This is a genomic window from Leisingera coralii (assembly GCF_049056525.1).
Lineage (GTDB): Bacteria > Pseudomonadota > Alphaproteobacteria > Rhodobacterales > Rhodobacteraceae > Leisingera > Leisingera coralii.
The window spans coordinates 78,090-104,442 of the sequence record NZ_JBHUPT010000014.1 but is presented as its reverse complement, the minus strand read 5'-3'; the positions used below and the strand labels follow the sequence as shown (position 1 = coordinate 104,442).

General features: G+C 64.9%; 29 protein-coding genes. 11 read left to right on the top strand and 18 right to left on the bottom strand.

What is annotated here, in order from left to right; genetic code table 11:
- Positions 1-75 precede the first annotated feature (75 nt).
- The 3 genes from ACFMBG_RS05320 to prfA all read right to left on the bottom strand — a co-directional run bounded on the left by ACFMBG_RS05320 (position 76) and on the right by prfA (position 2,879).
- Complete coding sequence (locus ACFMBG_RS05320) at positions 76-756, bottom strand: DUF4167 domain-containing protein (protein ID WP_421053679.1); 681 nt, start codon at positions 754-756, stop codon at positions 76-78.
- A 213-nt stretch (positions 757-969) separates the two neighbouring features.
- Complete coding sequence (prmC, locus tag ACFMBG_RS05315; RefSeq protein ID WP_421053678.1) at positions 970-1,821, bottom strand: peptide chain release factor N(5)-glutamine methyltransferase; 852 nt, start codon at positions 1,819-1,821, stop codon at positions 970-972.
- A 2-nt stretch (positions 1,822-1,823) separates the two neighbouring features.
- Positions 1,824-2,879 (bottom strand): peptide chain release factor 1, encoded by a 1,056-nt coding sequence (gene prfA / locus ACFMBG_RS05310; RefSeq protein WP_421053677.1) that lies wholly within the window; start codon positions 2,877-2,879, stop codon positions 1,824-1,826.
- 60 nt (positions 2,880-2,939) lie between these two features.
- On the opposite strand from prfA, the gene ACFMBG_RS05305 reads away from it, so the two are divergent.
- The gene (locus ACFMBG_RS05305; protein ID WP_421053676.1) at positions 2,940-3,239 is read left to right on the top strand and encodes a hypothetical protein; all 300 of its coding nucleotides are present in this window, start codon (positions 2,940-2,942) and stop codon (positions 3,237-3,239) included.
- Between the two features lie 61 nt (positions 3,240-3,300).
- Here the strand turns inward: ACFMBG_RS05305 and ACFMBG_RS05300 are convergent, their stop codons facing one another.
- From ACFMBG_RS05300 to ACFMBG_RS05280, 5 genes are all read right to left on the bottom strand, one after another.
- Complete coding sequence (locus tag ACFMBG_RS05300) at positions 3,301-3,504, bottom strand: hypothetical protein (protein WP_421053675.1); 204 nt, start codon at positions 3,502-3,504, stop codon at positions 3,301-3,303.
- Positions 3,505-3,941: 437 nt separating this feature from the next.
- The gene (locus ACFMBG_RS05295) at positions 3,942-4,382 is read right to left on the bottom strand and encodes a DUF1499 domain-containing protein (protein ID WP_421053674.1); all 441 of its coding nucleotides are present in this window, start codon (positions 4,380-4,382) and stop codon (positions 3,942-3,944) included.
- A 74-nt stretch (positions 4,383-4,456) separates the two neighbouring features.
- Positions 4,457-5,404: an agmatinase gene (gene speB, locus ACFMBG_RS05290; protein WP_421053673.1), complete on the bottom strand. Its 948-nt coding sequence runs from the start codon at positions 5,402-5,404 to the stop codon at positions 4,457-4,459.
- On the bottom strand, positions 5,397-6,365 hold the full coding sequence (speB, locus tag ACFMBG_RS05285) for an agmatinase (RefSeq protein ID WP_421053672.1): 969 nt from the start codon (positions 6,363-6,365) through the stop codon (positions 5,397-5,399). The genes speB (ACFMBG_RS05290) and speB (ACFMBG_RS05285) overlap by 8 nt, the downstream gene beginning before the upstream one ends.
- Before the next feature lie 80 nt (positions 6,366-6,445).
- Positions 6,446-7,612 (bottom strand): M20 aminoacylase family protein, encoded by a 1,167-nt coding sequence (locus ACFMBG_RS05280; RefSeq protein WP_421053671.1) that lies wholly within the window; start codon positions 7,610-7,612, stop codon positions 6,446-6,448.
- A gap of 63 nt (positions 7,613-7,675) precedes the next feature.
- Between ACFMBG_RS05280 and mazG the strand changes: the two genes are divergently transcribed.
- Positions 7,676-8,491, top strand: coding sequence for a nucleoside triphosphate pyrophosphohydrolase (gene mazG / locus ACFMBG_RS05275; RefSeq protein ID WP_421053670.1), 816 nt, complete (start codon positions 7,676-7,678; stop codon positions 8,489-8,491).
- A gap of 77 nt (positions 8,492-8,568) precedes the next feature.
- Here mazG and ACFMBG_RS05270 read toward each other — a convergent pair whose 3' ends face one another.
- Complete coding sequence (locus ACFMBG_RS05270; RefSeq protein ID WP_421053669.1) at positions 8,569-9,123, bottom strand: hypothetical protein; 555 nt, start codon at positions 9,121-9,123, stop codon at positions 8,569-8,571.
- Between the two features lie 268 nt (positions 9,124-9,391).
- On the opposite strand from ACFMBG_RS05270, the gene ACFMBG_RS05265 reads away from it, so the two are divergent.
- The 3 genes from ACFMBG_RS05265 to ACFMBG_RS05255 all read left to right on the top strand — a co-directional run bounded on the left by ACFMBG_RS05265 (position 9,392) and on the right by ACFMBG_RS05255 (position 11,312).
- Positions 9,392-10,333, top strand: coding sequence for a nucleoside hydrolase (locus tag ACFMBG_RS05265; protein ID WP_421053668.1), 942 nt, complete (start codon positions 9,392-9,394; stop codon positions 10,331-10,333).
- Positions 10,330-10,779, top strand: coding sequence for a GNAT family N-acetyltransferase (locus ACFMBG_RS05260; RefSeq protein ID WP_421053667.1), 450 nt, complete (start codon positions 10,330-10,332; stop codon positions 10,777-10,779). Before ACFMBG_RS05265 ends, ACFMBG_RS05260 begins: the two co-directional genes overlap by 4 nt.
- Before the next feature lie 257 nt (positions 10,780-11,036).
- Positions 11,037-11,312, top strand: coding sequence for a glycine zipper 2TM domain-containing protein (locus ACFMBG_RS05255; protein ID WP_421053666.1), 276 nt, complete (start codon positions 11,037-11,039; stop codon positions 11,310-11,312).
- Between the two features lie 66 nt (positions 11,313-11,378).
- Here ACFMBG_RS05255 and ACFMBG_RS05250 read toward each other — a convergent pair whose 3' ends face one another.
- The 5 genes from ACFMBG_RS05250 to ACFMBG_RS05230 form a co-directional block, all read right to left on the bottom strand.
- Positions 11,379-11,546: a hypothetical protein gene (locus ACFMBG_RS05250; RefSeq protein ID WP_421053665.1), complete on the bottom strand. Its 168-nt coding sequence runs from the start codon at positions 11,544-11,546 to the stop codon at positions 11,379-11,381.
- Between the two features lie 115 nt (positions 11,547-11,661).
- Positions 11,662-12,114 carry an MEKHLA domain-containing protein gene (locus tag ACFMBG_RS05245; protein ID WP_421053664.1) on the bottom strand — a complete coding sequence of 151 codons (453 nt, stop codon included), beginning with the start codon at positions 12,112-12,114 and terminating at the stop codon, positions 11,662-11,664.
- Between the two features lie 183 nt (positions 12,115-12,297).
- Complete coding sequence (eno, locus tag ACFMBG_RS05240) at positions 12,298-13,572, bottom strand: phosphopyruvate hydratase (RefSeq protein WP_421053663.1); 1,275 nt, start codon at positions 13,570-13,572, stop codon at positions 12,298-12,300.
- A gap of 183 nt (positions 13,573-13,755) precedes the next feature.
- A complete protein-coding gene (locus ACFMBG_RS05235) occupies positions 13,756-14,652 on the bottom strand; it encodes a DMT family transporter (protein WP_421053662.1) in 897 nt (298 codons plus the stop codon).
- 244 nt (positions 14,653-14,896) lie between these two features.
- A complete protein-coding gene (locus tag ACFMBG_RS05230) occupies positions 14,897-15,310 on the bottom strand; it encodes a Fur family transcriptional regulator (RefSeq protein ID WP_174146276.1) in 414 nt (137 codons plus the stop codon).
- A gap of 352 nt (positions 15,311-15,662) precedes the next feature.
- On the opposite strand from ACFMBG_RS05230, the gene ACFMBG_RS05225 reads away from it, so the two are divergent.
- Entirely contained in the window at positions 15,663-16,985 is a 1,323-nt protein-coding gene (locus ACFMBG_RS05225; RefSeq protein ID WP_421053661.1) for a DEAD/DEAH box helicase, read from the top strand.
- A gap of 231 nt (positions 16,986-17,216) precedes the next feature.
- Here the strand turns inward: ACFMBG_RS05225 and ACFMBG_RS05220 are convergent, their stop codons facing one another.
- Both ACFMBG_RS05220 and ACFMBG_RS05215 read right to left on the bottom strand, forming a co-directional pair.
- Positions 17,217-17,921 (bottom strand): endonuclease/exonuclease/phosphatase family protein, encoded by a 705-nt coding sequence (locus ACFMBG_RS05220; protein WP_421053660.1) that lies wholly within the window; start codon positions 17,919-17,921, stop codon positions 17,217-17,219.
- A gap of 154 nt (positions 17,922-18,075) precedes the next feature.
- Positions 18,076-19,494 carry a protein adenylyltransferase SelO gene (locus ACFMBG_RS05215; protein WP_421053659.1) on the bottom strand — a complete coding sequence of 473 codons (1,419 nt, stop codon included), beginning with the start codon at positions 19,492-19,494 and terminating at the stop codon, positions 18,076-18,078.
- 57 nt (positions 19,495-19,551) lie between these two features.
- On the opposite strand from ACFMBG_RS05215, the gene ACFMBG_RS05210 reads away from it, so the two are divergent.
- Together ACFMBG_RS05210 and ACFMBG_RS05205 are read left to right on the top strand one after the other, a co-directional pair.
- The gene (locus ACFMBG_RS05210; protein WP_421053658.1) at positions 19,552-19,971 is read left to right on the top strand and encodes a cupin domain-containing protein; all 420 of its coding nucleotides are present in this window, start codon (positions 19,552-19,554) and stop codon (positions 19,969-19,971) included.
- 44 nt (positions 19,972-20,015) lie between these two features.
- Entirely contained in the window at positions 20,016-20,918 is a 903-nt protein-coding gene (locus ACFMBG_RS05205) for a fatty acid desaturase (RefSeq protein ID WP_421053657.1), read from the top strand.
- An 82-nt stretch (positions 20,919-21,000) separates the two neighbouring features.
- Here the strand turns inward: ACFMBG_RS05205 and ACFMBG_RS05200 are convergent, their stop codons facing one another.
- Complete coding sequence (locus tag ACFMBG_RS05200) at positions 21,001-22,110, bottom strand: anhydro-N-acetylmuramic acid kinase (RefSeq protein ID WP_421053656.1); 1,110 nt, start codon at positions 22,108-22,110, stop codon at positions 21,001-21,003.
- A 143-nt stretch (positions 22,111-22,253) separates the two neighbouring features.
- Between ACFMBG_RS05200 and tyrS the strand changes: the two genes are divergently transcribed.
- Positions 22,254-23,510: a tyrosine--tRNA ligase gene (tyrS, locus tag ACFMBG_RS05195; RefSeq protein ID WP_421053655.1), complete on the top strand. Its 1,257-nt coding sequence runs from the start codon at positions 22,254-22,256 to the stop codon at positions 23,508-23,510.
- Between the two features lie 595 nt (positions 23,511-24,105).
- On the opposite strand, the gene ACFMBG_RS05190 is transcribed toward tyrS, so the two are convergent.
- Positions 24,106-24,243 (bottom strand): hypothetical protein, encoded by a 138-nt coding sequence (locus tag ACFMBG_RS05190; protein ID WP_421053654.1) that lies wholly within the window; start codon positions 24,241-24,243, stop codon positions 24,106-24,108.
- A gap of 46 nt (positions 24,244-24,289) precedes the next feature.
- Here ACFMBG_RS05190 and ACFMBG_RS05185 point away from each other — a divergent pair, with 46 nt between their 5' ends.
- Complete coding sequence (locus ACFMBG_RS05185) at positions 24,290-25,216, top strand: GNAT family N-acetyltransferase (protein ID WP_421053653.1); 927 nt, start codon at positions 24,290-24,292, stop codon at positions 25,214-25,216.
- A 101-nt stretch (positions 25,217-25,317) separates the two neighbouring features.
- A complete protein-coding gene (locus tag ACFMBG_RS05180; RefSeq protein ID WP_421053652.1) occupies positions 25,318-26,073 on the top strand; it encodes a 3-hydroxyacyl-CoA dehydrogenase in 756 nt (251 codons plus the stop codon).
- The last annotated feature ends 280 nt before the right edge of the window (positions 26,074-26,353 follow it).

The following is a 26,353-nucleotide window of genomic DNA, read 5'->3' as shown; positions in this document are numbered from 1 at the left end:
AGCGTCACTTCAACAAGTAAAAACGCCCCGGGGCCATAGGCTCCGGGGGTCTTTGTTCATAGGAAATTGGGCCGCTTATTCAGCCGCTTCCGCAGGACCGTCTTCGGTCTTGGGCTTGGGCTTGGCACGCGGGCGGGTGGTCTTCTTCGGCGCGGGCTTGGCCTCTGCATCGCCGTCCCCAGCCGGAGCCGCATCCTCGGCCTTGGCTGCGGGCTTGCGGGTCCGCGGCTTGCGGGCCGGAGCCTTTTTCGGGGCCGCCTCAGCCGGAGCGTCCGCCGGGGCCGCTGCCTGGCTTTCCGGGGTCTCGACCAGGCCGCTGTCGGCGCCATTGCCGTTGTCGCCGCGCGGGTCGATCACCTCGGGCTGCGGAGAGCCTGCCGGATCCGCCGCTGGAGCAGCCGCCGCGGCCTCACGCTCCTGGCGCTCCAGCCGCTCGGCACGCTCGCGGTCGCGCTCGGCCTGGCGTTCGCGGTTCTGCCGCTCCTGCTCCTCGCGGCGCGCCTCGATTTCGCGCTGTGCTTCATTGAGCATGCGCAGATAATGCTCGGCGTGCTGCTGGAAGTTTTCCGCAGCAACCCGGTCATTGCTCAGCTGCGCGTCGCGGGCCAGCTGGTTGTACTTGTCGATGATCTGCTGCGGCGTTCCGCGCACCTTGCCTTCGGGACCGGAGCTGTCAAACACGCGGTTGACAACATTGGCGCCATTGGGACGGTTCCGGTTCGACTTGGAACGTGAACGTGATTTGGACGATCTCATCTGCCTAACGTCAGCCTTGAGTTAATGCGCCGTAGACCCAATCGTGCGCGCCTCAGCGCCGGATCATCAGCTTTTTTGGGCTTGATGCCGCGGGAAGGCTTGCAGAGCGTTCTCCTCAAGCGGCTGCCTCTGAGTAACCATTTTACGAAGCCCCAGACAAGGGGCACAATAGTATTTTCTGTGTTTTTTCTTTCGAAATCGCGAATTTCCGCGTCAAATGCTGCTCTTTGCCCCGGATTGTGCCCGCACCACCCGGTCGCGGCCGTCCAGATCCTGCAGCACGGCGATGCCGCTGAGCCCCGCCGCTTCCAGCAGCGCACTGACCGCCGGGCCCTGCGTCGGGCCGATTTCCAGCAGAACCCGGCCGCCCGGCGCCAGGTGTTCAGCCACCTGCGCCGCAATCCGCCGGTAGGCTCCCAGCCCGTCGCCGCCATCGGTCAGCGCAATGCCCGGCTCATGCCCGCGCACCTCCGCCGACAGGTCTTCCATCTCCTCCAGCGCGATATAGGGCGGGTTCGAGACGATCAGGTCGAACTGCCCCTCGACCCCCTCGAACCAGTCCGACTGCTGGATATCGGCACGCGCCTGAACCCGGTGCAGCACCGCATTGGCGCTGGCCTGCAGACAGGCCGCCTCGCTGATGTCCACCCCCAGCCCGGTCGCCTCCTGCCGTTCCGCCAGCAGCGTCACCAGGATGCAGCCGGAGCCGACGCCAAGGTCCAGAACCCGGCTGTAGGGCTCCGCCAGCGCCGCCTCGATCAGGATCTCGGTCTCGGGCCGCGGGTCCAGCACATCGCGCGAGACCTTGAAACGGCGGCCATAGAACTCCCGCTCGCCGATCAGATGCGAGACCGGAACCCGCACCGCCCGCAGCGCGATCAGCTGCTCATAGCGCTCGGCCACTTCCGGCGCCAGTTCCTCGGGGGCGATCAGCGTCACCCGGCTGGCCTCGATGCGGGCCGCGTGAGCCAGAAGCACCCGCGCATCCCGCGCCGGGTCCTGAACCCCTGCCGCCCGCAGCCGTGCCGTTGCTGCTGCCATCGCCTGTGCCGCGGTCTCTGCCATGCTCACTGCCCCATCTCTGCCAGCAGCCGCGCCTGATTGTCGGCGGTCAATGCGTCGATGATCTCCTCCAGGTCGCCGCCCATAACCTGATCCAGCTTGTAGAGCGTCAGGTTAATGCGGTGATCGGTCATGCGGCCTTGCGGAAAGTTGTAGGTGCGGATCCGCTCCGAGCGGTCGCCCGAGCCCACCTGGCTCGCCCGGTCCGCCGAGCGTTCGCTGTCAATCCGCTGCCGCTCCATGTCATAGAGCCGCGTTTTCAGCACCTGCATGGCAATCTCGCGGTTGCGGTGCTGGGACTTCTCCGAGCTTGTCACCACGATACCCGTAGGCAGGTGCGTGATCCGCACCGCCGAGTCGGTGGTGTTCACATGCTGCCCCCCCGCGCCGGAAGACCGCATGGTATCGATACGCAGGTCGTTGGGGTCGATCTGGATATCCACGTCCTCGGCCTCCGGCAGCACCGCCACCGTGGCTGCCGAGGTATGAATGCGCCCGCCGCTCTCGGTCGCAGGCACCCGCTGCACCCGGTGCACGCCGGATTCATACTTCAGCCGGGCAAAGACATTCTCCCCCTTGATATGGGCAACCACCTCCTTGATGCCGCCCAATTCTGTGGCCTGCTCCTCGATGATGTCGAATTTCCAGCCCTGCCCTTCGGCATAGCGCTGGTACATGCGCAGCAAATCCCCGGCAAACAGAGCCGCCTCATCGCCCCCCGTCCCGGGCCGGATCTCCAGCATCGCCGGACGGCTGTCCGCCGCATCCTTGGGCAGCAGGGCCAGCTGCAGCGCGTGCTCGGCCTCGGGGATCGCCGCCTTCAGCGCCGGGATCTCCTCAGCGGCCAGATCCTTCATGTCCGGATCCGACAGCATCAGCTCGGCCTCCTCAAGATCGCTCAGCAGCTTGCGGTAGGTGCCGATCTGTTCTGCCACCGGCCGCAGATCGGAATATTCCTTGGCCAGCGCGGCAATATCCCCGCCCCCGGCACCGTCCGCCATCGCGGCTTCAAGATACTGAAACCGCTGCAGGATCTGTTCCAGCCGTTCTTCGGGGACCATGGGCGCGCCTATTGCTGTTCATGTTTTGGCCATTTCACCCCCATGTGATATGCTAGAGCCATGAAACATGCCAGTGCCCTTGTCGTTTCCATTGTCATGACCGTTTCCGGCAGCGCCCTGGCAGATGTGACCGGACCGGGCGGCAAGACCATCGACTGCTACTGCACCGACAAGTCCGGCGCCCGGGTCGAACTGGGCGAGCTGCGCTGCCTCCAGGTGGACGGCCGCATGTTCATGGCGCAATGCCAGATGTCCCTGAACGTGCCGGTGTGGCGCGAGGTGCAAAGCAGCTGCCTGTCGGCGTCGCTGGAGCCGCTGCCCGGCCTTTCTGGCATCTCCTCAGAGCTGCCCCAGCTCTGAATTATGACGACCCAACAGCGTCACAGTTAATTCAGGGAGAAACAGAAGCCCTGCAACCGCCTCATTTTGACTTCACCCATTTTTCCAGCTCGCCATCGTAGCGGTAGGTCACCACCACGCCGCCCAAACTGATCGGATAGAAAACGTCGATGGTAGCGTCACCGATGCGAGAGTAGTGCTGAGCCCACTTGGATTTTGCCGCCTCAACACCCCTGCAGTGTATCCGCCGCCCGTCACCAAGATCGAGCACTGCAATATAATCCAACTGGCATTCCCCTCCTTCGCTGGGCGCATTCCAACTGGCGCCGGACCTCTTGGCACCCGAGGTGCGCCCAGGATTCATCACCATCATTCAAACCGGTAGAATTTCGGTCAGGCCTCCCCTCATCGGATGGCAGAGACTTCTTCCACCTTTGCCACCCTTGGGTTTATTCGCATTCTTGGAGTGTTTTCTGAGAGCGCAGCCGGGTCAAGGGTGGCGCAGCCACCGCGCGCACGCGCGGCTTGCCCTCGGCGCGGCAAGGCAAAGCACAATCGGAATGGCGTCTTCAGGGCCAGCCCTGCACCTGATGCGCTTCTCAGCAGACCAAAGGCTCATTCGCCGCAGGCGAAAGAGCCAGCGCCGCGCCCAGCGCGGCGCCCGGCCCAACTGTGAGGGGCTTTTTCCAAAAGCCCGCGAACAGGCGGGAGCACACCCCCCGGTCACTCGCTGGCCGAGGCTTCCTGCGAGGCCTCTTCCATCGCCGCCAGCCAGCCGTTGATCCGCTCCTTGTTGGCCCCCAGGTCGGATCGGCCGAACCGCAGGCGGGCGTAGACCTTCAGCAGATCCCCGTCCTGCGCCGCAGTGGTGTAATCGGGAAAGCCCAGCACCTGGGTGCGGGTGATATAGGTCACCATCCCGTCGTCCGGGCCGCCCGCCAGCACGCTGGTGCGCGGGGCATGGCTGGCGATGCGGTGGAACCGCTCCAGCCCGTCCGGCCCGGTGCGCACCACCCGGAACACGCCGCCGCGGAATTCCTTGTCCTCGGTGAACTCCGGCTGGGTGTTCCAGTCCAGCGGATCGCTTGGCGCCAGGCGGACAAAGCCCAGCCCGGCGACAACGGCGGCCAGCAGCAGCCAGCCAAACAGCATCAGCCGCTTCATTGCGGTTTCAAGGTCAAGCCTTGCCTCCTCCCTGCGCGGCCCTCCCCCGGCCTATTCGCTTGAGGCCGGACCGCTTATCTCGTTGCCACGCCCGGCAGCACGCACAGCAGCTCATAGAGCAGGTTTGCACCCACCAAAGCCGTGTTGCCCGAAGGATCATAAGGCGGCGACACCTCCACCAGGTCGCAACCCACAATGTTGACCCCCTTCAGCGCCCGGATCAGCTCCAGCGCCTGCGGCGTTGTCAGCCCGCCGATTTCCGGCGTGCCGGTGCCCGGCGCATAGGCCGGGTCCAGACTATCGATATCATAGGTCACATAGACCGGCCTATTGCCGATATCGCGGCGAATTTCCGCACCCATCTGGTGCAGCTGCCGCCCCCACAGCTCCTGCGCCGGGAAGTGCTGGAAGCCCCAGCTTTGCGCCTCCGTGAAATCGGTTGCCGCATAGCCGGTGCCGCGGATGCCGATCTGATAGGTCTTGTCCGGGACGATCAGCCCTTCCTCAAAAGCGCGGCGGAAAACGGTGCCATGGGTCTCGCGCTCGCCGAACATCTCATCGTTGACGTCGGCGTGGGCGTCCACATGCACCAGCGCCACGGGGCCGTATTTCCTGGCAATGGCGCGCAGGATCGGCAGGGTGATCGAATGATCGCCGCCCATCGCCACCGGGATCACCCCGCCCGACAGGATCGCGTCAAAGCTCTCCTGAATGATCCTCAGCGAATCCGGCAGCGAAAAGGTGTTGATCGCCAGATCGCCGATATCGGCAATGTTCAGGCTGTCGAACGGCGCCGCGCCGGTGGCCATGTTGTAGGGCCGCAGCATCGCGCTTTCGGAGCGGATCTGCTTGGGACCAAAGCGGGTGCCCGACCGCCAGGAGGTGCCGATATCCATCGGAACGCCCAGAACCGCAACATCCAACCCGTCCAGCGAGGTTGCCTGCGGCAGCCGCATAAAGGTGTTCGGACCCGAGAACCGGGCCAGGTCATTTCCGCTGATCGGTTGATTGAAGTCAGTCATTGTCTCTCATGTTCCAGCCCAGAAGGCAGATGATCTCCGTCGCCACATGTGCCCCGGCAATAGCAGTTGCGCCGGTTGTGTCAAAGGGGGGAGAGACCTCCACCACGTCACCGCCCTTGATATTGATGCCGGCAATCTCCCGCAGGATGCGCGCGGCCTGCGCCGAGGTCAGCCCGCCCCAGACCGGTGTGCCGGTGCCGGGGGCATAGGCCGGGTCCAGACAGTCGATGTCAAAGGTCAGGTATGTGGGACGGTCGCCAAGGATTTCCTTGATCCGCCGCGCGGTCTCAACCGGCCCGATCTCATGCACCGTGGGTGCGTCGATGATATTGACCCCCAGCGTATCCTCATTGGTGGTGCGGATCCCCACCTGGACGGAGGTCTTGGGATCCACGATCCCCGTCTTCACGGCCTTATAGAACATGGTGCCATGATCCACCCGGTCCATGTTGTCATCCGGCCAGGTGTCTGTGTGGGCGTCGAACTGCAGCAGCGAAACCGGCCCGTATTTCTCCGCATAGGCTTTCAGGACCGGAAAACTTATATAGTGATCCCCGCCCAGCACGACCGAGGCCGCATCCGCGGCCAGGATACCGCGGATATGCTCGGTCACGGCTGCCGGGAACTCCGGCACATTGGCATGGTCAAAGGCCATGTCGCCGTAATCCGCAATCGCCAGCGTGCTCAGCGGCTTATGCGGCCAGCCATAGGGCTCATCCGGGCTCTGCAGGGCAGACGCCTCGCGGATCGCCCGCGGCCCCAGCCGGGTGCCGGGCCGGTTGGTCACCGCCTGGTCGAACGGAATGCCGGTGACGGCAATATCCACGCCGGTCAGGTCCTTGGTGTACTTGCGGCGCAGGAAGGACGCCGCCCCGCCAAAGGTGATCTCGAAACTCAGCCCCTTCAGATCCTCGCGGGTGAAGGCGTGATCGATCATGTGCTTTGCGTCTTCGAGTGCCATGGCGGTACGTCCCTGTTGTGAGAATTCAGTTTTTTGATCAAATACCCGCTGCGCAGGCCCCTGTCATCTGCTCCGAGGCCTTACCCGCTCACCGGCTGCGCCCGCTCCACCAGCCGGGCAAAGAAGGAGGCACCCACCGGCGAAATCTCGTCATTGAAGTCATACTTCGGGTGATGCAGCCCGGCAGTGTCCCCCTGCCCCAGGAACAGGTAGGAGCCCGGCCGCGCCTGCAGCATATAGGCGAAATCCTCCGCCCCCATCTCGCGACCGCCGTCCGGCTCCACATTGGCCTCGCCCGAGATCTCCTTGGCCACATCGACGGCAAAGGCGGTCTTCTCCGCGTCGTTGTATGTGGCCGGATAGCCAATCTCATAATCCAGTTCCGCCTCAACGCCATAACTCGCCGCCTGCCCCGCCACGATCTCCTTCATCCGCCGCATCACCATCTTCTGCACTTCCGGGTTAAAGGTGCGCACGGTGCCGTTGATATAGGCAGTGTCCGGGATCACGTTGTCGGTGCTGCCGGTATGGATCTGGGTGACGGAGACCACCAGATCCTCCAGCGTATGGTGATTGCGCGACACGATAGTCTGGATCGCCTGGGCCATGCCACAGGCCGCCATCACCGGGTCACGGGTCTCATGCGGCATGGCACCGTGGCCGCCGACCCCCTGAATATGAATGTGGAAGGTATCAACCGCCGCCATCAGCGCCCCCGGCGTGGTCAGGAAATGCCCGACAGGCAGGCCCGGCGCATTGTGCAACGCATAGACCTCACCGATATCGAAGCGCTCCATGATGCCTTCTTCCACCATGATGCGGGCACCGCCGATCGCTTCCTCGGCAGGCTGGAAGATCAGCGCCGCCCGGCCCTTGAAGTTCCGCGTCTCCGCCAGGTATTTCGCCGCCCCCAGCAGCATCGTTGTATGCCCGTCGTGGCCGCAGGCGTGCATGTTGCCCGCGTGGCCGGAGACATACTCCACCCCGGTCTCCTCCGGGATCGGCAGCGCGTCCATATCTGCGCGCAACCCGATTGTCGGACCCTCCCCCTGCCCGTTGATGATCGCCACCATCCCGGTCTGCGCGATCCCTTCATGCAGCTCATCGACCCCGAACTCCCGCAGCCGCTCCGCCACAAAGGCGGCGGTCTTGGGCAAGTCCAGCGCCAGCTCCGGGATCTGGTGCAGATGCCGCCGCCAGGCCTTCATCTCCCCGGCGTAATCGGCAATACGGTTCACTACGGGCATTGGGGTGGACTCCTGCTCCAGACTCGGGATGATGCATCTGACACCGGAAAATGAGCAGCCGCAATGCAAGAAACAGACCTGATCCACGACGAAACCGCGGGCATTGAAAGGCTCCTGGAGATCATGGCGCGCCTGCGCGATCCGCAATCCGGCTGCCCCTGGGATATCGAACAGGATTTCGCCACCATCGCCCCCTACACCATTGAAGAGGCTTACGAAGTTGCCGACGCGATCGAGCGCGAAGCCTGGGATGAGCTGAAGGGAGAACTGGGCGATTTGCTGTTCCAATCCGTCTTCCACGCCCAGATGGCAAAGGAGGCCGGACACTTTACGTTCCAGGACGTGGTCAGGACGATGTCGGACAAGATGGTCTCGCGCCACCCGCATGTCTTCGGCGACGAAAGCCGCGAGAAATCAGCCCAACAGCAGACCCGCGACTGGGAGGCGATCAAGGCCGCCGAGCGCGCCGGCAAGGCGCAGAAGGGCACGCTGGATGGCGTTGCCGTCGGCCTGCCCGCCCTGTTGCGCGCCTACAAGCTGCAGAAGCGCGCCGCCCGCGTCGGCTTTGACTGGCCCTCTGCCGACAATGTCATCGCCAAGATCACCGAGGAATGCGCCGAGCTGGTCGAGGCCCGCGACACCCTCTCCCATGCGGACGTCGAAGAGGAATTCGGCGACCTGCTGTTTGTGATGGCCAACCTCGGCCGCCACCTGGGGGTCGAACCCGAAGCCGCCCTGCGCCGCGCCAACGCCAAATTCACCCGCCGGTTCGAAGGCGTCGAAGCCAAGCTCGCCGCCCGCGGCAAACGCCCCGAGGACAGCGATCTGGCGGAAATGGACGCGCTCTGGGATGCGGTGAAAGCGGACGAGCGCGCCTGAGCGCGCCCCGCATCTTCATCTTTCCCCAAATACTCAAATCCCGGCGGCCCCGCCGCCGGGTCCCGCCGGTTCCGGGATCAGACCAGGCTTGCCTTTTTCAGGGCCGAGGACATCGCCTTGTAGTCCTCGATGATCTTTTCCTTTTTCGCCAGCTCTTTCCACAGCTTCTCGGCGGTCTTCTTGTCATCAACCGCGACGTTGACCATCACGTCTTTCAGCTTTTTCACGTCAGTGATACCCAGCAACTTGGCCGCCTTCTTGGGATCGCCCATGCCGTTTTCGGCGACGTATTTCTTGTATTCATCGCTGCCGGTGAACCCCATCACATCCTTGTTCAGCATCTTCACGACCTCATCCTTGCCGGCCGCAATGATCTTCTTCCAGTCGCCGTTCTTGAAGTCGCCCTTGTCGGCCAGTGCCTTGGCGGCGAGATGGGTCTTGGAGGTGATGTTGACTGGCTCCTTGCCCTTCTTCTGGTCCATGTAGCGGGTCCACAGCGATTCCGGATTACCCTTGTTCTGGGTGAACATGAACTCGTTCAGGCAATAGCGCCGCTTGCAATAATCCATGTAGGCGGCGGTCATCTTCTTGTCCTTCAGAATGTCGCCAACAACTTTGGGTTCTTTGGGCATGTCTTGTTTTCCCTCAAAATTCAGAACTATGCTTTTTGTGGCAAACCGCGCCGTACACTTAACGCCCTGGATCCGGGCCGAAAAACCGCTCCCGCCTGCGGGCCGCCCCGCCCGTGACGCTGCGTAATCAGACCATAGGAAGCAAACGCCACAGCAGCAAACTTCCGTCGCAGAAAAATTCGGGAAATTTGCACGGGCTTGCCTGACGGCGGTTCAATCCCGGCTGAACTGCGCGTAGTCTCGTGGCTCACGATTTGCGGAGACAGCCATGAGCGCCAGGAAAATCATCATCGACACCGATCCGGGCCAGGATGATGCCGTCGCCATCCTGCTGGCGCTGGCCAGCCCTGAGGAGCTGGACCTGCTCGGCATCACCTGTGTCGCGGGCAATGTGCCGCTGGAGCTGACCAGCAAGAACGCCCGCATCGTCTGCGAGGCCGCAGGCCACACGGATGTAGCCGTATTTGCGGGCAGCAAGGCGCCGCTTTCCCGGCCGCTGATCACCGCGGAACATGTGCACGGCCAGACCGGACTCGACGGCCCGGAGCTGTGGGAACCGCAGATGCCGCTCGCCGAGGGCCACGGCGTCGATTTCATCATCGAAAGGCTGCGGGAGCATGATCCGGGCACCGTCACCCTCTGCACCCTGGGTCCGCTCACCAATATCGCCGCCGCCTTCAATACCGCGCCCGACATCATCGAACGGGTGCAGGAGATCGTGATGATGGGCGGCGCCTATTTCGAGGTGGGCAACATCACCCCAGCGGCAGAATTCAACATCTATGTTGACCCGGAAGCCGCTGAAATCGTGTTCAGATCCGGCGCACCGATCACCGTGATGCCGCTTGATGTGACGCATAAGGTTCTGGCGACCAAGCCGCGTGTCGAGGCGATCCGCGCCCTCGATACCCGCGCCGGCCATTTCACCGCCGAAATGCTCGACTTCTTCGAACGCTTCGATGTGGAGAAATACGGCTCCGAAGGCGGCCCGCTGCATGATCCCTGCGTCATCGCCTGGCTGCTCAAACCGGAGCTGTTCTCCGGCCGCCATGTGAATGTGGAAATCGAAACATCTTCCGATCTCACTCTCGGCATGACCGTTGCCGACTGGTGGGGGGTCACCAACCGCACACCCAATGCCCTGTTCATCGGCGACGCGGACGCGGACGGCTTCTTTCACCTTCTGACCGAAAGGCTCGCCCGCCTATGAGCGCCGCCCTGCACCTTGCCAAGCCCGAACACCTGGACACCGTGCTCGCGCTGGTCGCCGCCTTCCATGCCGAATCCGGGCTGGAGAGCAGCGACGAGCACCGCCGCGCCGGGATCGAGCCGCTGCTGAACGGCCACCCCTATGGCGCGGTCTACCTGATCGGCCCAACCCGGGCGCCGATCGGTTATATCGTGATCACCTTCGGCTGGTCAGTGGAGTTCGGCGGCATGGACGGATTTGTCGATGAGCTTTACATCCGCCCCGCCGTGCGCAGCCGCGGCATCGCTACCGAAGTGCTGACCGAGCTGCCGAAATCGCTGGCCACCGCCGGCATGCGCGCCCTGCATCTGGAAGTCGACCGGGAGAACGAGACCGCACAGCGGCTCTACCTGCGCACTCGCTTCCAGCCGCGCAAAAACTACATCCTGATGACCAAGAACCTGTAACGCTGGGCCCGGCAGCCGTTTCCCGGCGCGGGAAACGATCCGGAAATCACCTGATTTCCGGGCCGGAATTCGTGCCGAATTCCGGTGCGCCACAGCCGCCCGGCGGAAGCTTGCCGCCAGATACCCTGCGCGGGCGGAACGGCGCCGCAGCCGGAAACTCACACCATAAAACGGAACCATCCGCCAGCGGCCGGCGTTATAGTGCCATCCGCGGCCCTGAAACAGGCCGCCCGGACCAACGAAATTGGAGGAAAAACATGAATTTCCGCTGGATCCCCGTTCTCGCAAGCAGTGCCGTTCTGGGCCTGGGCGCCTGTACCAACCTGACCCCGGAACAGCGCACCGTCGCTGGCGTGGCAGGCGGCGCGGCAGCCGGCCTGATTGCGGCCGACGCGCTCAAGGCCGATGACGACTGGCGCCTGATTGCCGCCCTGGGCGGCGCAGCGGCCGGCACCCTGGTTGCGCAGAACAACCAGTCCAATCAGTGCGCCTACTCCCGCGGCGACGGCACTTACTACACTGCCCCCTGCTGATGCTTCAAACTGGCGTCCCGCCCCGGCGGGGGCGCCAGTTGCAGGCGGACGTCCCCGGACGCCGGATTACAGCCCGGCCAGCAATGGGTAATTGTCGTACATGTTCATCCGCAGCACCGGATCATCGGCCGAGGCCGGCTGGCCGCTGAACGGATAGGTCCCGGCACCGCTGCACCCCAGAAGTGTTGAAAGAATTGCACAGATTGCCACTGTGCGCAGTGTACGCGTCGTCATGGCCTGTTCCCCTTTCCCGCAGCGCTGACCGCGCCGCGCAAGGTAAACTTACCATAACACCAGCGTGAGTGTCTGTGATCCGGACCACTCAAGCGCAGTGTTTACAGCTGCAGCCTTACAGAATGGCGTACTCCCGGAAGGTGGCGGCCTCCCCCGCCTTGGCGCCACCCGGTCCCAGCAGCGGCCAGATGACCGCATTGCGGATCTCGAACCGCCGCCCCGAGGCGCTGATCCGCACACCCGCGTAATTTTCGATGAAGCCCTTCTCCCGCATCCCTGCAAACATCGCATCGCGCTGCTCCCGGTGCGCTGGCTCCGCCGTCAGGCGCGATGGCATTGCGGTCAACTGGTCCCACCCCATCTCCCACAGCCGCTGCGCCGCCAGGTTGCCATAGGTCAGCACCGGGTCCTCCGCGGTGTTGTGCGACAGCACTGGAAACGGCGCGCGGTACAGCGCCTCGGCATCCGCCCCTTCGAGCAGCGCCCGGCCTGTTACTTGCGCAAAGGACCGCAGCAGCAGCTCGGCATGCGCGGATTGATAACGGTTTTCCGAACCCGGTGCCTGCATCTCTGCCTCTCAAGGAATAGTATCCTGCAGGAGCAATAGACCGCCCCGGCCCATTCTTCCAGCCGCTTCCCCGCAAACGGGCAGCCCGCCGCACCTGCGGGCCAGGGCCGGCAAAAAGGAAAGCCCCGCCAATCCGGCGGGGCTTTCAGGCGGGCTATCCCGCCATTCTTTCGGCCAGAGGCCTTACTTCAGGATCGAGCGGCCCGCGTATTCGGCCACTTCGCCCAGCGCTTCCTCGATGCGGATCAGCTGGTTGTACTTGGCAAGCCGGTCAGAGCGCGCCAGCGAGCCGGTCTTGATCTGGCCGCAGTTGGTGGCCACCGCCAGGTCGGCGATGGTGGCGTCCTCGGTCTCGCCGGAGCGGTGCGACATCACGTTGGTGTAGCGTGCGCGGTGGGCCATATCGACCGCCTTCAGGGTCTCGGTCAGCGAGCCGATCTGGTTCACCTTCACCAGCATCGAGTTGGCGCAGCCGCGCTCGATACCCTCGGCCAGACGCGCCGGGTTGGTCACGAACAGATCGTCGCCCACCAGCTGCACCTTGTCGCCGATCTCCTGGGTCAGCGCCTTCCAGCCGTCCCAGTCATCCTCGGACATGCCGTCCTCGATGGAGATGATCGGGTAGTCGTTCACCAGCGCCGCCAGATAGGCCACGTTCTCTTCGGACGACAGGGTCTTGCCCTCGCCGGACAGCACGTATTTGCCGTCCTTGTAATACTCGGTCGCCGCGCAATCGAGCGCCAGGTAGATTTCCTCGCCCGGTTTGTAGCCGGCCTTCTCGATGGATTTCAGAACAAAATCCAGCGCTTCGCGGGTGGAGGCGATGTTGGGGGCAAAGCCGCCCTCGTCGCCGATGCCGGTGCTGAGGCCTGCCGCCGACAGCTCTTTCTTCAGGGTGTGGAACACTTCGGAACCCATGCGAACGGCTTCGCGGATGTTGTCCGCGGCCACCGGCATGATCATGAATTCCTGAATGTCGATCGGGTTGTCGGCATGCTCGCCGCCGTTGATGATGTTCATCATCGGCACCGGCAGCACCCGCGCCGAAGTGCCGCCGATGTAGCGGTACAGCGGCTGAGTGGTGAAATCCGCGGCTGCCTTGGCCACCGCCATCGACACGCCCAGGATCGCGTTGGCGCCCAGTCGGCCCTTGTTCTCGGTACCGTCCAGCTCGATCATCGCCTGGTCGACGGCCACCTGCTCGGTTGCGTCAAAGCCGACCAGCTCCTCGGCAATCTCGCCGTTCACCGCGGCAACCGCTTCCAGCACGCCCTTGCCCATATAGCGGGACTTGTCGCCGTCGCGCTTCTCCACCGCCTCGTAGGCGCCGGTCGAGGCGCCGGAGGGCACGGCAGCGCGGCCCATGGTGCCGTCTTCCAGGATCACGTCGACCTCAACCGTCGGGTTGCCCCGGCTGTCGAGGATCTCACGGGCGTGAATGTCGATAATGGTGCTCATCTGTCCATCCTTGGTTTGGCCTGAAAGCGGCGCGTTCCGTTGCCAGCGTCATACCAGCCGCGGCGGAAATGTAAACCGGGAACGTTATCGCTAACACCTCTAAAACCGGCGGTTTAGGGCTAACAAAACGCTGTTTGCGCCAACAGCTGTGCAGAAAGTTGCGCGGCGGCGCAGGCTGAGACCTCAGGCCGCAGCCGCGGCTGCCGCACGGCGGGCCCGGCGCGCCAGCCGCTGCTCGCGCACAAAGGTATAGAGCCCGGACCCGATGATCAGCGCGGCCCCGGTCAGGGTCATCGTGTCGGGCCGCTCGCCAAAGACGATGACGCCCACCAGAATCGAAAACAGCAGCCTGGTGTAGCGGAACGGGGTCACCGCCGAGGCATCCCCCACCCGCATCGCGGTGACGATGCCGTAGTAGCCCAGCACCCCGAACAGCACCCCGCCTGCCATCATCAGGTATTCATTCTGCTCCATCACCTGTGCCTCGCCGGGCGTAAAGGCCAGCAGCAGCAGCCCCGCGGGAATAACCGCCAGAAACGCCTGGAAGCTGACAACGGTGGAGGGCACCGCGCTGTCCATCACCCGCGTCATCAAATCCCGCGCTGCAACGCCCAGCACCGCAATCACCACCAGCAATGCGGCGGGTTCAAAACTGTCGAGCCCCGGGCGGATGATCAGCAGAACCCCGGCAAAGCCAGTGCAGATCGCCAGCCAGCGGCGCCAGCCGACGTCTTCGCCCAGAAACAGCGCCGCCCCCATGGTGATCACCAGCGGAGTTGCCTGAAACACGGCGGCCACAACCGAGATATCGACCAGCGCCAGCGCCGAGGCGAACCCCATGGCCGAAACCGCCTCGGTCCCCGCCCGCAGCACCGGCCGCAGCCGCCAGGAGCGCGGCGCGAACAGGCGGTGCCCCTGCATCTTCGCCATCACCGCAAAGACCAGCCCGCTCCCGATACCGAGGAAGATCAGGATCTGCCCGACCGGCAAGGTGCCAGACAGCTGCTTGATGAACATGTCTTCAAGCGTGAAAAATGCCATCGAGGCAATAACCAGCAGAATACCGTGCAGGTTGTTCATGAGCGCGCGTCCATCGTTCCGCCCAGCGGGGCTGCCGGGCTCCGGGGGACAAAAGCGGCAAAATGCCCCGGCGGCAACTCCGTTTCCGACGCCCTGCAATGACAAGACGTGAGCACACTCATCAATTTTCGTGATGTGCCAGTCTCTACCCGCCACCGGCGCAACCGGAATTTTGCAAAAATTCCGGCCAGGAAAACGCATGTTTTCCTGGCCGTTTTCCGTGCCGGAAAACGGCTCCGCCGCCTCAGTCCTGCTTGCGCGGCACCCCGTATAGCTCCAGCTTGTGGCCGCGCAGCTCATAGCCCAGCTTGCGGGCGATCCGCTCCTGCAGTTCCTCGATCTCCGGGTCGCAAAACTCGATCACCTCGCCCGAGTTCATGTCGATCAGGTGGTCATGATGCTCGCGGTCGGCATCCTCATAGCGCGCGCGCCCGTCGCCGAACTCCAGCCGCTCCAGAATGCCCGCCTCCTCGAACAGCTTCACGGTGCGGTAGACGGTGGCGATCGAAATCCCCGCATCCATCGCGCTGGCACGGGCATAGAGCTCCTCGACGTCAGGATGATCATCGCTGTCCTGCAGCACCTGGGCAATCACCCGGCGCTGGCCGGTCATGCGCAGGCCCTTGCGCTCGCAGCGGGCGATAATCGTCTTTGCCATTTGCGTCCTCGCGGTTTTCTGGGCTTCCTCTTTAGCGGATGCAAAAGCCCGCGAAAACCGGCTTTTCATATGCATCAGCGGTTGACAATCGGCTTATCCACAGCCATTTGGCACCCAGGCATCCCTCCCTGCCGCGTGAGCAGAGGCCAAAGACCGGACGCGCATGATGCGCATGACCAATGTTCCGGGGTCTAGTGATATGCCGCCATTCCCAAAATCACGCGTGGGGATTGCAGAGGCCAGCGGCCTGGCATCCGGCCAGCGCGCGCCCGAGGTCCCTGCCCCGCATGAAACCGCTGCCCAAGCAGCGGACCCGGCCAGTGCAGACCGCAGGGCCGTGAAAGGACGATACGTGACTGAATTTTCGACCATGGGGCTGCCTGAGAAGCTCCTCGCCCGCCTCAAGGACATGGGTCTGAACGACCCGACCCCGATCCAGGCCCGCGCCATTCCCCATGCCCTCAACGGCAAGGACGTGCTGGGCCTGGCGCAGACCGGCACCGGCAAGACCGCCGCCTTTGGCGTGCCGCTGGTGGCGCGGATGCTGGAATACGGCCGCAAGCCCGCCGCGATGACCGTGCGCGGCCTGGTGCTGGCGCCGACCCGCGAACTGGCCAACCAGATCGCCGACACGCTGAAGGGCCTGACCGAAGGCACCCCGATGAAGGTCGGCCTGGTGGTGGGCGGCGTCTCCATCAACCCGCAGATCGCCCGCATCGCCAAGGGCACCGACATCCTGGTTGCCACTCCGGGCCGCCTGATCGACATCCTCGACCGCGGCGCGCTGGATCTCGGCTCCTGCGACTTCCTGGTGCTCGACGAGGCCGACCAGATGCTGGACCTCGGCTTCATCCACACCCTGCGCAAGATCGCGGCGCTGATCCCGCAGGAACGCCAGACCATGCTGTTCTCGGCCACCATGCCCAAGCAGATGAACGAGATCGCCAACTCCTACCTGCAGAGCCCGGTCCGGATCGAGGTCTCGCCCCCGGGCAAGGCTGCCGACAAGATCACCCAGTCGGTGCACTTCATCGCCAAGGCCGCCAAGCTGGACCTGCTGAAGGAACTGCTGGACCAGCACAAGGATGAGCGCACCCTGGTCTTCGGGCGCACCAAGTGGGGCATGGAAAAGCTGATGAAGACGCTTGACAAGGCAGGTTTTGCCGCAGCGTCCATCCATGGCAACAAATCCCAGGGCCAGCGCGAACGCGCCTTGGCCGCCTTCAAGGCAGGCGAGATCAAGGTGCTGGTTGCCACTGACGTGGCCGCCCGCGGGCTTGATATTCCGGACGTGAAATACGTCTACAACTACGAGCTGCCCAATGTGCCGGACGCTTATGTCCACCGCATCGGCCGCACCGCCCGCGCGGGCAAGGACGGCCAGGCAGTGGCGCTTTGCGCCCCGGATGAGATGGAAGAGCTGAAGGCGATCCAGAAAGTGATGAAGATCACCATCCCCACCGCCTCCGGCCGCGCCTGGGAAGCAATGCCCGACCCGGCTGCGCCCGGTGGCAAACCGGGCGGCCGTCCTGGCGGACGCCGCGGCGGTCCCGGCGGCGGCAAGCCCGGCGGACGGCGCCGTGGCGGCGGAGGCGGCAACAGCGGCCAGGGCAAACCGCAGGGCGGCAAGCCCGGCAACGCCCAGCGCCGCGGCCAGAAACAGCGCGCGCGCTGACTCTTCCCCGCGCGGATCCGGGTCAAGGACGGCAAAGCCGCAGCGCGCCAGCGCTGTTTATCCTTGACGCGGATCAGCACTTCACACACTTGAAATGGCGCTTAAGGGCAGACCTGCCCTTAAGCGCCTCTCAGCAGAATACATTCTGCGCTGCGCAGCAGCGCCCGGCCCAAGCCTGACGGCAAATTGCCCAGGCAATTTGCCTGGAAAGGCGCGGGAGCGCTCACCCCGCTAAACCGCCCGCAGATCCGCCCAGACCGGCAAGTGATCCGAGGCGATATGCGCAGGCCGCACCAGATGCACCCCATGCGCCACCGCCTCCAGCCGCTTGCAATGGGCGATCCGGTCCAGCGCCCCCAGGGGCCTCAGCGCCGGAAAGCTCGCTTTCGGCGGCAGGAAGGTCAGCGCCGGGGCGATATGCTCCAGCACCGGCGTGCGCGACCACTCGTTGAAATCCCCTGCCAGGATCACTGCCGCGTCATCCGCCTGCGCCGCCCGGGCCAGGGCATGCATCTGCTCGCGCCGGGCCCGCCCGGTCAGCCCCAGATGCGTGCCGATCACCCGCACCGGCCCCACCTCTGTTTCCAGCAGCGCCCAGACCGCACCGCGCGGCTCCAGCCCCGGCAGCGCGATGTGCCCCTTTGCCCGCAGCTGCACGCCGTTGCGGAAAAGCACCGCATTGCCATGCCAGCCAAGAGACCCGGCGCCCCCCAGATCGGCCGCCTGCCAGCCGGTCTCCTCGACCAGGAAATGCGGCAGCGCCGCGGGCCGCGGCGGCAGCCGCTTGTCAGCCTCCTGCAGCACCGCCACATCAGCGCCCAGCCCCGACAGCACCTGAAGGGTGCGCTCCGGCCGCCGGCGCAAGTCCATGCCGACGCATTTCTGGATGTTGTAGGTGGCAATCCGCAGGGTATCCGGCGGGGGGGTCTTTGGCATCTGCTCTCTCCGGGGCCTTTCAGAAGTTTGGCGCAGAATGCGGCCCAAGCACAACCGGCTTCAGGCCGCAACCGGCACAGGGGGCTGTCTGCCCCCTCTTGAGCTTTCAGCTCAATTCACCCCCGAGGATATTTTCAGCCAGATGAACAGGGGATCAGGTGCCGCAGAAGGTCGCCGGCACCACTTCCTCCGGCAGCGGCGGGCGCTGCAGATCGCTGTGCTCCGGCTGATCCGCATAAGGAGTCGCCAGCACATCATTCAGCCTGTGGAACAACGCATAGTCCCCGGCCACCGCGCCGGCGATCATCTCCTCGATCCGGTGGTTGCGCGGGATGAAGGCCGGGTTGGCCCCGCGCATGACGCTTTCCGGATCCGGCTCCCCGTCCAGCCGCGCCTGCCAGCCCTCCGCCCAAGCGTCAAAAGCCGCGGGATCGGTGAACTGGTCCCGTGCCGTGCCGTCTGCCAGGGCGCGGAAGGTATTGGTGAAATCGCTCTGGTTCTCTGCCATCCGCCCCAGCAGGGAGGTGATCAGCTCCAGGTCGCCCTCCTGCGCCGAGGTGATCCCCAGCTTGGCCCGGAAGCGCCGCAGCCAGGCCGTCTCGGTCAGCGCGGGCATCGCATGCACGATCTCCGTCGCCTCCTCCACACCCGCCTCCGGGTCGTCCAGCTGCTGGATCAGCGCGGTGGCCAGCTGTGCAAGGTTCCAGACCGCAATCGTGGGCTGGTTGGCATAGCAATAACGCCGCCCGCGGTCGATTGAGGAAAACACTGTATGGGGGTGATACACATCCATGAAGGCGCAGGGCCCGTAGTCGATGGTCTCGCCGGAGATCGAGAAGTTGTCTGTATTCATCACCCCGTGGATGAAACCCACCCCCATCCAGGCGGCGATCAGCTCCGCCTGCGCATCGCGCACGGCCTTCAGCAGCCCCATCGGCCCCTCGGCCCCGGGATAGTGGCGCGCAATGGCATAGTCCGTCAGCTGCTTGAGGCTCGCCTTGTCGCCGCGCGCGGCAAAGACCTGGAAGGTGCCCACCCGCAGATGGCTGGCCGCCACCCTAGTCAGTACCGCACCGGGAAGGCCGCCCTCGCGCCAGACAGTTTCACCGGTTTCCACCGCCGCCAGCGCCCGGGTGGTCGGGATGCCCAAGCTGTGCATCGCCTCGCTCACCACATATTCGCGCAAGACCGGCCCCAGCCAGGCCCGCCCATCGCCATTTCGGGAGTACGGCGTGCGGCCCGAGCCCTTCAGCTGGATATCCCGGCGCTTGCCGTCTGCTCCCACCGTCTCCCCCAGCAGGATCGCGCGCCCGTCGCCCAGCTGCGGATTGTAGGTGCCGAACTGATGTCCGGAATAAAGCTGCGCCAGCGGATCGGCCCCCTCCGGCACCTGATTGCCGCTGAACACCTCCGCCATCTCCACGGCCTCACCGGGCGTAATCCCCATGATCCGCGCCAGATCATCATTGAACGCTACCATCTTTGGCGCCTTCACAGCCTGCGGCGGCAGTTTGGAGTAGAACTGCCCCGGCAGGGCGGCATAGGTGTTGTCAAAGGGGATCATGAGTGTCATGGCCCAAACATATGACTGGAATATAGATTTACCAGCACCAAAGCAGGGAGAGCAGCCATGAATGCAGACCGGATCATCCAGCACCTGGGCCTGCAGCAGCACCCGGAGGGCGGCTGGTACAAGGAAACCTGGCGTGCGGAGAACGAAGGCCGCCCCGCAGGCACCTGTATTTACTTTCTTTTGAAGGCTGGCGAGAGCAGCCACTGGCACCGCGTCGATGCCACCGAGATCTGGCTCTACCACGCCGGCGCGCCGCTGGTGCTGTCGATGGCGGCAACGGACGAGGGCCCGGCGCAGGACCACCTGCTGACCCCGGACCTGAGCCAGGGCGCCCCCCAGCTGATCGTGCCGGAAGGCCACTGGCAGGCGGCGCGTACCACAGGGGACTACACGCTGGTCAGCTGCACCGTCTCCCCCGGCTTCCAGTTCGAGGGTTTCGAGCTGGCCGCGCCCGGTTTCGACATCCCGCGCGGCTGACCCGCCCCTTGCAGCGAATCGCCGGGCTGGACAAGACTGTCCATATGCCTGCCCATTTGGATCACACTGCCCTGATCAAGGCGCTGCCGCCGGACACCAAGGCGGCGCTGACCGCCCGCTCCGACGCGGCGGGCCTGCGCCATTTGGCGCTGTATCTGGCGGCCCTTGCCGCCTGCACTGCGGGGATTGCGCTGCAGGTCCCCCTCTGGCCGCTGCTGATGCTGCCGCAGGGGGTGCTGCTGGTGTTCCTTTTCACGCTCAGCCACGAATGCACCCACCAGACGCCGTTCCGCAGCAAATGGCTGAACGAGGCAGCGGGCCATGTCTGCGCCGTTGCCATCGCCCTGCCCTTTGTCTGGTTCCGCTACTTTCACCTGGCGCATCATAAATACACCAATGACCCGGAGCGCGACCCGGAATTGGAACACGGCCCCCGCCCGGCGACCGTGCCGCAATGGCTCAGATACCTGAGCGGCTGGGGCTACTGGCGCGGCATGGCCGGAACCCTCTGGCGCAACGCCTTCGGCACCATCAGCGCATCCTACCTGCCCGAACGCCGCCATGCGGATATGCGGCTGGAGGCGCGTGTGCTGCTGGTGATCTATGCTGCCGCGCTGCTCAGTCTTCTCCTATCCCCGCTGGTGCTGTGGCTGTGGATCGTGCCGCTCTTGATCGGGCAGCCGGTCCTGCGGGCCTATCTTCTGGCGGAACATGGCCTCTGCCCGCCGGTCGCCGATATGCTGGAGAACTCCCGCACGACCTACACCAGCCGGCTGGTGCGCTTTTTGGCCTGGAACATGCCCTTCCACGCCGAACACCATTCTTTCCCGAACGTGCCGTTCCACCAGTTGCCTGCCTTCCACGCCATCACGCGGGCACATCTGAAGTCCACTTCGGACGGCTATACCGAGTTCACAGGAGATTACCTCCGCCAGCTTTCCCGCTGACCCGCACGCCGCGGGCGGCAAATTTCTTCTGAAGAAATTTGGCAAGAATTTTCTGAAAATTCTTGCGCGGGGACGCTGCCGGTCATTCCCCCGGCACGCTCACCACCCCGCCGCCGACACAGGCGCTGACGCCGGTGGTTCCGGGCGCCGAGGTCGGCATCCCGCGCGCCACCCGCACCGCCAGATGGGCAAAGGCCTGCGCCTCCAGCATGTCGCCATCCAGGCCTGCGTCCTCAATGGGCTTCACGGGGCAATCGAGCGACACCCGCAGCATCTCCATCAGCACCGGATTGTGCCGCCCGCCGCCGGTGGCCAGAACCACCTCCGGCGGTTCCGGGCAATGTTCCATGCCCTGCGCCACGGACGCCGCGCACATCGCCGTCAGGGTCGCGGCCGCATCGGCGTTGCTCAGCTCCCGCACCAGTGTCACCATCTCGGCAAAGTCGTTCCGGTCCAGCGACTTGGGCGGCATTCTTGCGAAATACGGCTCCGCCAGAAACAGCTCCAGCGCGCCGGTCTCCACTTTGCCGGAGCGCGCCACCTTGCCATCCGCGTCCCAGGGAATCCCCAAGCGTTCCTGCACCAGGTCGTTGACCGGCGCATTGGCGGGGCCGGTGTCAAAGGCCAGCAAAGCCCCCGGCTCCTCCGGCCGCTCAAACCGCGGGTCCACATAGGTCAGATTGCCCACCCCGCCCAGGTTCAGGAAACACAAGGGCCGTTCGGCACCTATGTATTTCGCGCAGGCAAAGTGAAAGAACGGCGCCAGCGGCGCGCCCTCGCCGCCCATCGCCACATCGTCAGAGCGGAAGTCCCACACCACCGGCTTGCCCAAGGTCTCGGCCAGCGCCGCGCCGTCGCCCACCTGCAGCGTGCCTTGCCGCCGCGGCGCATGGGCCAGGGTCTGGCCGTGAAAGCCGATGATCTCCACATCCGTGAATTCCGCCAGCGCCGCCGCATGGGCGGCATCACAGATCGCTGCCGCAGCCTCCACCTCCGGCCCGGCCCACTTACCCAGGCCCGCGCGCAGCACACTGCGCTCCTCCGTGGTATATTCACGGTAGCTGCTCTTGCCGAAGCCGTGGATGCGCGCGCCGTCGGTCACCACCACAGCCGCATCCACCCCGTCCAGCGAGGTGCCGCTCATCGCCCCCAGCGCCCGTACCGCACCCGTTTTTGCAATGGCCCTGCTCATGGCCTGCCCCCATCCTTCAGGATCCGGGCCGTGCCGCCCGTTGCGGGGGATACTACAGCGCATATTTTGCCGGGAAAACAGGTTCCAACCGGCGCCAATGCGATTTATAGGGCATGGTGCAAAACCATAGACCGAGGCATGTTATGACCTACACACCGAAATCGGATTTCATCGCAGTGATGATGGAACGCGGGTTCCTTGCGGACTGCACCGATTATCAGGGCCTGGACGAGGCTCTGCTCAGCGGTGTGCGCCCGGCCTATATCGGCTTTGACGCAACAGCCAAGTCGCTGCACGTCGGCTCGCTGATCCAGATCATGATGCTGCGCTGGTTCCAGAAGACCGGCCACCAGCCGATCACCCTGATGGGCGGCGGCACCACCAAGGTGGGCGACCCTTCCTTCCGCGCCGACGAGCGCCCGCTGCTGACCGAAGCCGAGATCGACGAGAATATCGCCGGCATCAAGAAGGTGTTCTCCGCCTACATCGACTATGAAACCGACGCCCCCAACAAGGCGCTGATGCTGAACAACGCCGAATGGCTGGACGGGCTGAACTACCTGGAATTCCTGCGCGACATCGGCCGCCATTTCTCGGTGAACCGGATGCTCAGCTTCGAAAGCGTGAAGTCCCGCCTCGACCGCGAGCAGTCGCTCAGCTTCCTTGAGTTCAACTACATGATCCTGCAGGCCTATGACTTCATGGAGCTGAACCGCCGTTACGGCTGCATCCTGCAGATGGGCGGCTCGGACCAATGGGGCAACATCGTCAACGGCATCGACCTCACCCGCCGGGTGATCGATCACGAGGTCTATGGGCTCACCTCGCCGCTGCTGACCACCTCGGACGGCAAGAAGATGGGCAAGACCGCCGAAGGCGCGATCTGGCTCAACGCCGACATGCGCAGCCCCTACGAGTTCTGGCAGTTCTGGCGCAACACCACCGATGCGGACGTGGGCCGCTTCCTCAAGCTCTACACCGAGCTGCCGGTCGAGGAATGCGAGCGCCTGGGCGCGCTGGCGGGTTCCGAGATCAATGCCGCCAAGGTGATCCTGGCCAATGAGGTGACCACCCTCTGCCACGGTGCCGACGCGGCCGCGGCGGCGGAAGCCACCGCGCGCGAGGTATTCGAGAAAGGCGGCATTGGCGACGACCTCCCGACCCTCTCGCTGTCGCCCGCCGATTTGGGCGACGGCATTTCGGTGGTGCAGCTGATCGTGAAATCCGGCCTTGCCAAATCCGGCAAGGACGCCAAGCGCCTGATTGCCGAGAACGGCGCCAAGATCGACGACCAGCCGCTCACCGATGCAGGCCTGATGATCGACGCGGGCGCCCTGTCCTCGCCGATCAAGCTGAGCGCCGGCAAGAAGCGCCACGCCCTGGTGCGTCTGGACGGCTGAACCGCCTGACATGAAACGCTGAAAAGGGAGCCTCCGCGCTCCCTTTTTTGTTGCCCGCGAACTCTCCCGCCCATTCCTGGCCCATCATAGATGAGCCTTCAAGGTTGGGCATGGCGCCGCGCTGACGCGCGGCGCAGGTGCGCTTCTCTCGCGACAGCGCCCTTCAGGCCAGCGCAGAGGCAAGGGTGAGCAAGCTTTCCGGAAACGCTCCTCGGGCGCGGTCCGCTTGTGAAGCTTGGCCCATCGGCTGCCTTGCGGCCCAGCGGCGCCACCCTCGCAACAGCCCTGTCAGGCCAGCACCGGGTCAAGGCTGAACAAGTTCCTGGAAACGCTCCGGGGGAGCGTTTCGCTTGTGAACGGGTAGAGCCCAACAGCCGCCGAGCGCAGCACGGTTCGTCCTTGAGGCGATAACGGCCGGAATACGGTTGGAATGGCGCCTTAAGGGCAAACCTGCCCTTAAGCGCTTCCCAGCGCTGAGTATCGTCCAGGAAACTGTCCGGGGACAATTTCAGGTACGAACGGGCGGAGCCCCTTGCGCCGCGCAGCGGCGCCCGGCCCAAGGCCGCACAAGGGCGCGGGAGCCCTCCGGGCCGCTTCAGAACAGCAGCGCTTCCAGCAGCGTCAGCAGCAAAAACACCGGCACCGACAGTCCGATGGCGATCAGCAGCGCCGCCGCCTTGGTCATCCGCGGCGCGGCCGCCGCCTGACCCATGATCTGTTTTGTCTTTTTCATGCGCTCATTAACCCTCATTTAGGTTTCCAGCGCGTTAATGCGGGGCATGTTTGATGCGCTCCACGACTCCGCCATGCCGCACACCGAGGCTGCATCCCAGCACCCGCGCGCGCTCCAGCAGAGCCCCGAATTCGCCCGGGCCTTGCGCGCCTGCGGACAGGCGCCGGTGACCTTGCCGCAATTGCAGGACATGCTGGTGCTGCAGCAGCGCCTGCCGGGCGGCCTGCCGCTCGCCATGATGAACCGCGCAGTCATTCCTGACCCGGAAGCCCTGCGCGAAGCGCTGCAAGCACACGCCCTGGGCCGCACCCCGCTGATCCTGTCTCCGGAAACCCGGACGCCGGATCTGGCCCGCATCGGCGCGGTGCCGCTGATGAGCCCGGCCCATGCGGCGCTGCTGGACCTCTCCGGCACCCCGGACCAGCGCCGCGCCGCGCTGCACCAGAAATGGCGCAACCGGCTGAAACACGGCGAATCCCAAAACCTGCGGCTCACCCGCCAGAACCTGCCGCACGACCCGCTCCATTGGCTGTTCGAAGCTGATGCCAAACAGCAGGGCACCCGCAGCTACCGCAGCTGGCCGATCGGCCTCACCCTTGCCTATGCGCAGCAGAACAAGGGCCAAGCGAAACTGTTCCAGGCCTTCGAGGGGAAGGAGGCGGTGGCCGCCGTCCTGATCCTGCTGCACGGCACCGGCGCCACCTATCACATGGCCCACACCACCGCCCGCGGCAAACAGCTCAGCGCCCATAACCTGCTGCTGTGGGAAACCGCCAGCTGGCTCGCCGCCAAAGGCATCCGCCAGCTCGACCTCGGCCTGATCAACACCGAGGATGCCCCCGGCCTCGCCCGGTTCAAGCTCGGCACCGGCGCCAGGCTGCGCCGCTTGGGCGGCACCTGGGGCTGGTGGCCGCCGCTCGGCCGCCTGCTGCGTCCGCTGGCGGCACTCGACCGCCGCCTGATGACCGGCTGACATCCGCACTCCAATAGCCGCGACGTCCCGTCCCGCTGGACAGGCAGGGTCTGCGCCCATTATATGAACGCATGTTCAGATAACCGGGAGGAGCCCCGCTCATGAAACTTGCAGACACCGCAGCCGTCGTCACCGGCGGCGCCTCCGGCCTCGGCGAGGCCACCGCGCGCTATTTCGCGGAACAAGGCGCTCAGGTCACCATCCTGGACCGCGACGCCGAGCGCGGCGCTCAGGTGGCGGAAGAAATCGGCGGCCATTTCGCCCAGACCGACGTGACCAGCGAGGAATCGGTCTCCGCCGCCATCGCCCATGCGGCAGAGAAGATGGGCAAGATCACGGCTTGCGTGAACTGCGCCGGCATCGCCATCGGCGCCAAGACCGTGGGCAAGGACGGCCCGCATCCGCTGGACGCCTACAAGCGCACCATCGACATCAACCTGGTCGGCACCTTCAACGTCGCCCGCCTCGCCGCTGTCGAGATCGCCAAGAACGCGCCCGAGGATGACGGCGCCCGCGGCGTGATCATCAACACCGCCTCCATCGCCGCCTTCGACGGGCAAAAGGGCCAGGCCGCCTATGCCGCCTCCAAGGGCGGGGTTGCCGGCATGTGCCTGCCGATGGCGCGTGACCTTGCGTCTTCCGGCATCCGGGTGATGACCATCGCGCCGGGCATCTTCATGACCCCGATGCTGGCCGGCCTGCCGGAAGAGGTGCAGCAGCAGCTCGCCGCCGACGTCCCCAACCCCGCCCGCCTGGGCGATCCGCGCGAATACGGCCGCCTGGCCGGCTTCATCGTCGAGATGGGCTACCTCAACGGCGAGGTCATCCGCATCGACGGCGCCCTGCGCATGCGCTGACGCTTCCGCTCCTGATTGCGGGTCAAGGGCGGCAAAGCCGCCGTGCGCAGCACGGTTCACCCTTGACGCGCAAGCAGGGGCACACACTCGAAATGGCGCCTTCAGGGGCAGACCTGCCCCTGAAGCGCTTCTCAGCAAATCCTTCGACGCTGCGCAAGCAGCGCGCGGCCCAAGGCCGCACAAAGGCGGCTTGGCGCAGCCAAGGCACCTGCGGGCGCGGGAGCCCTCCGCCATTTGACAAGCCGCCGCGCCCGGTGTCCTCTCCCCGGCAAGGAGACCC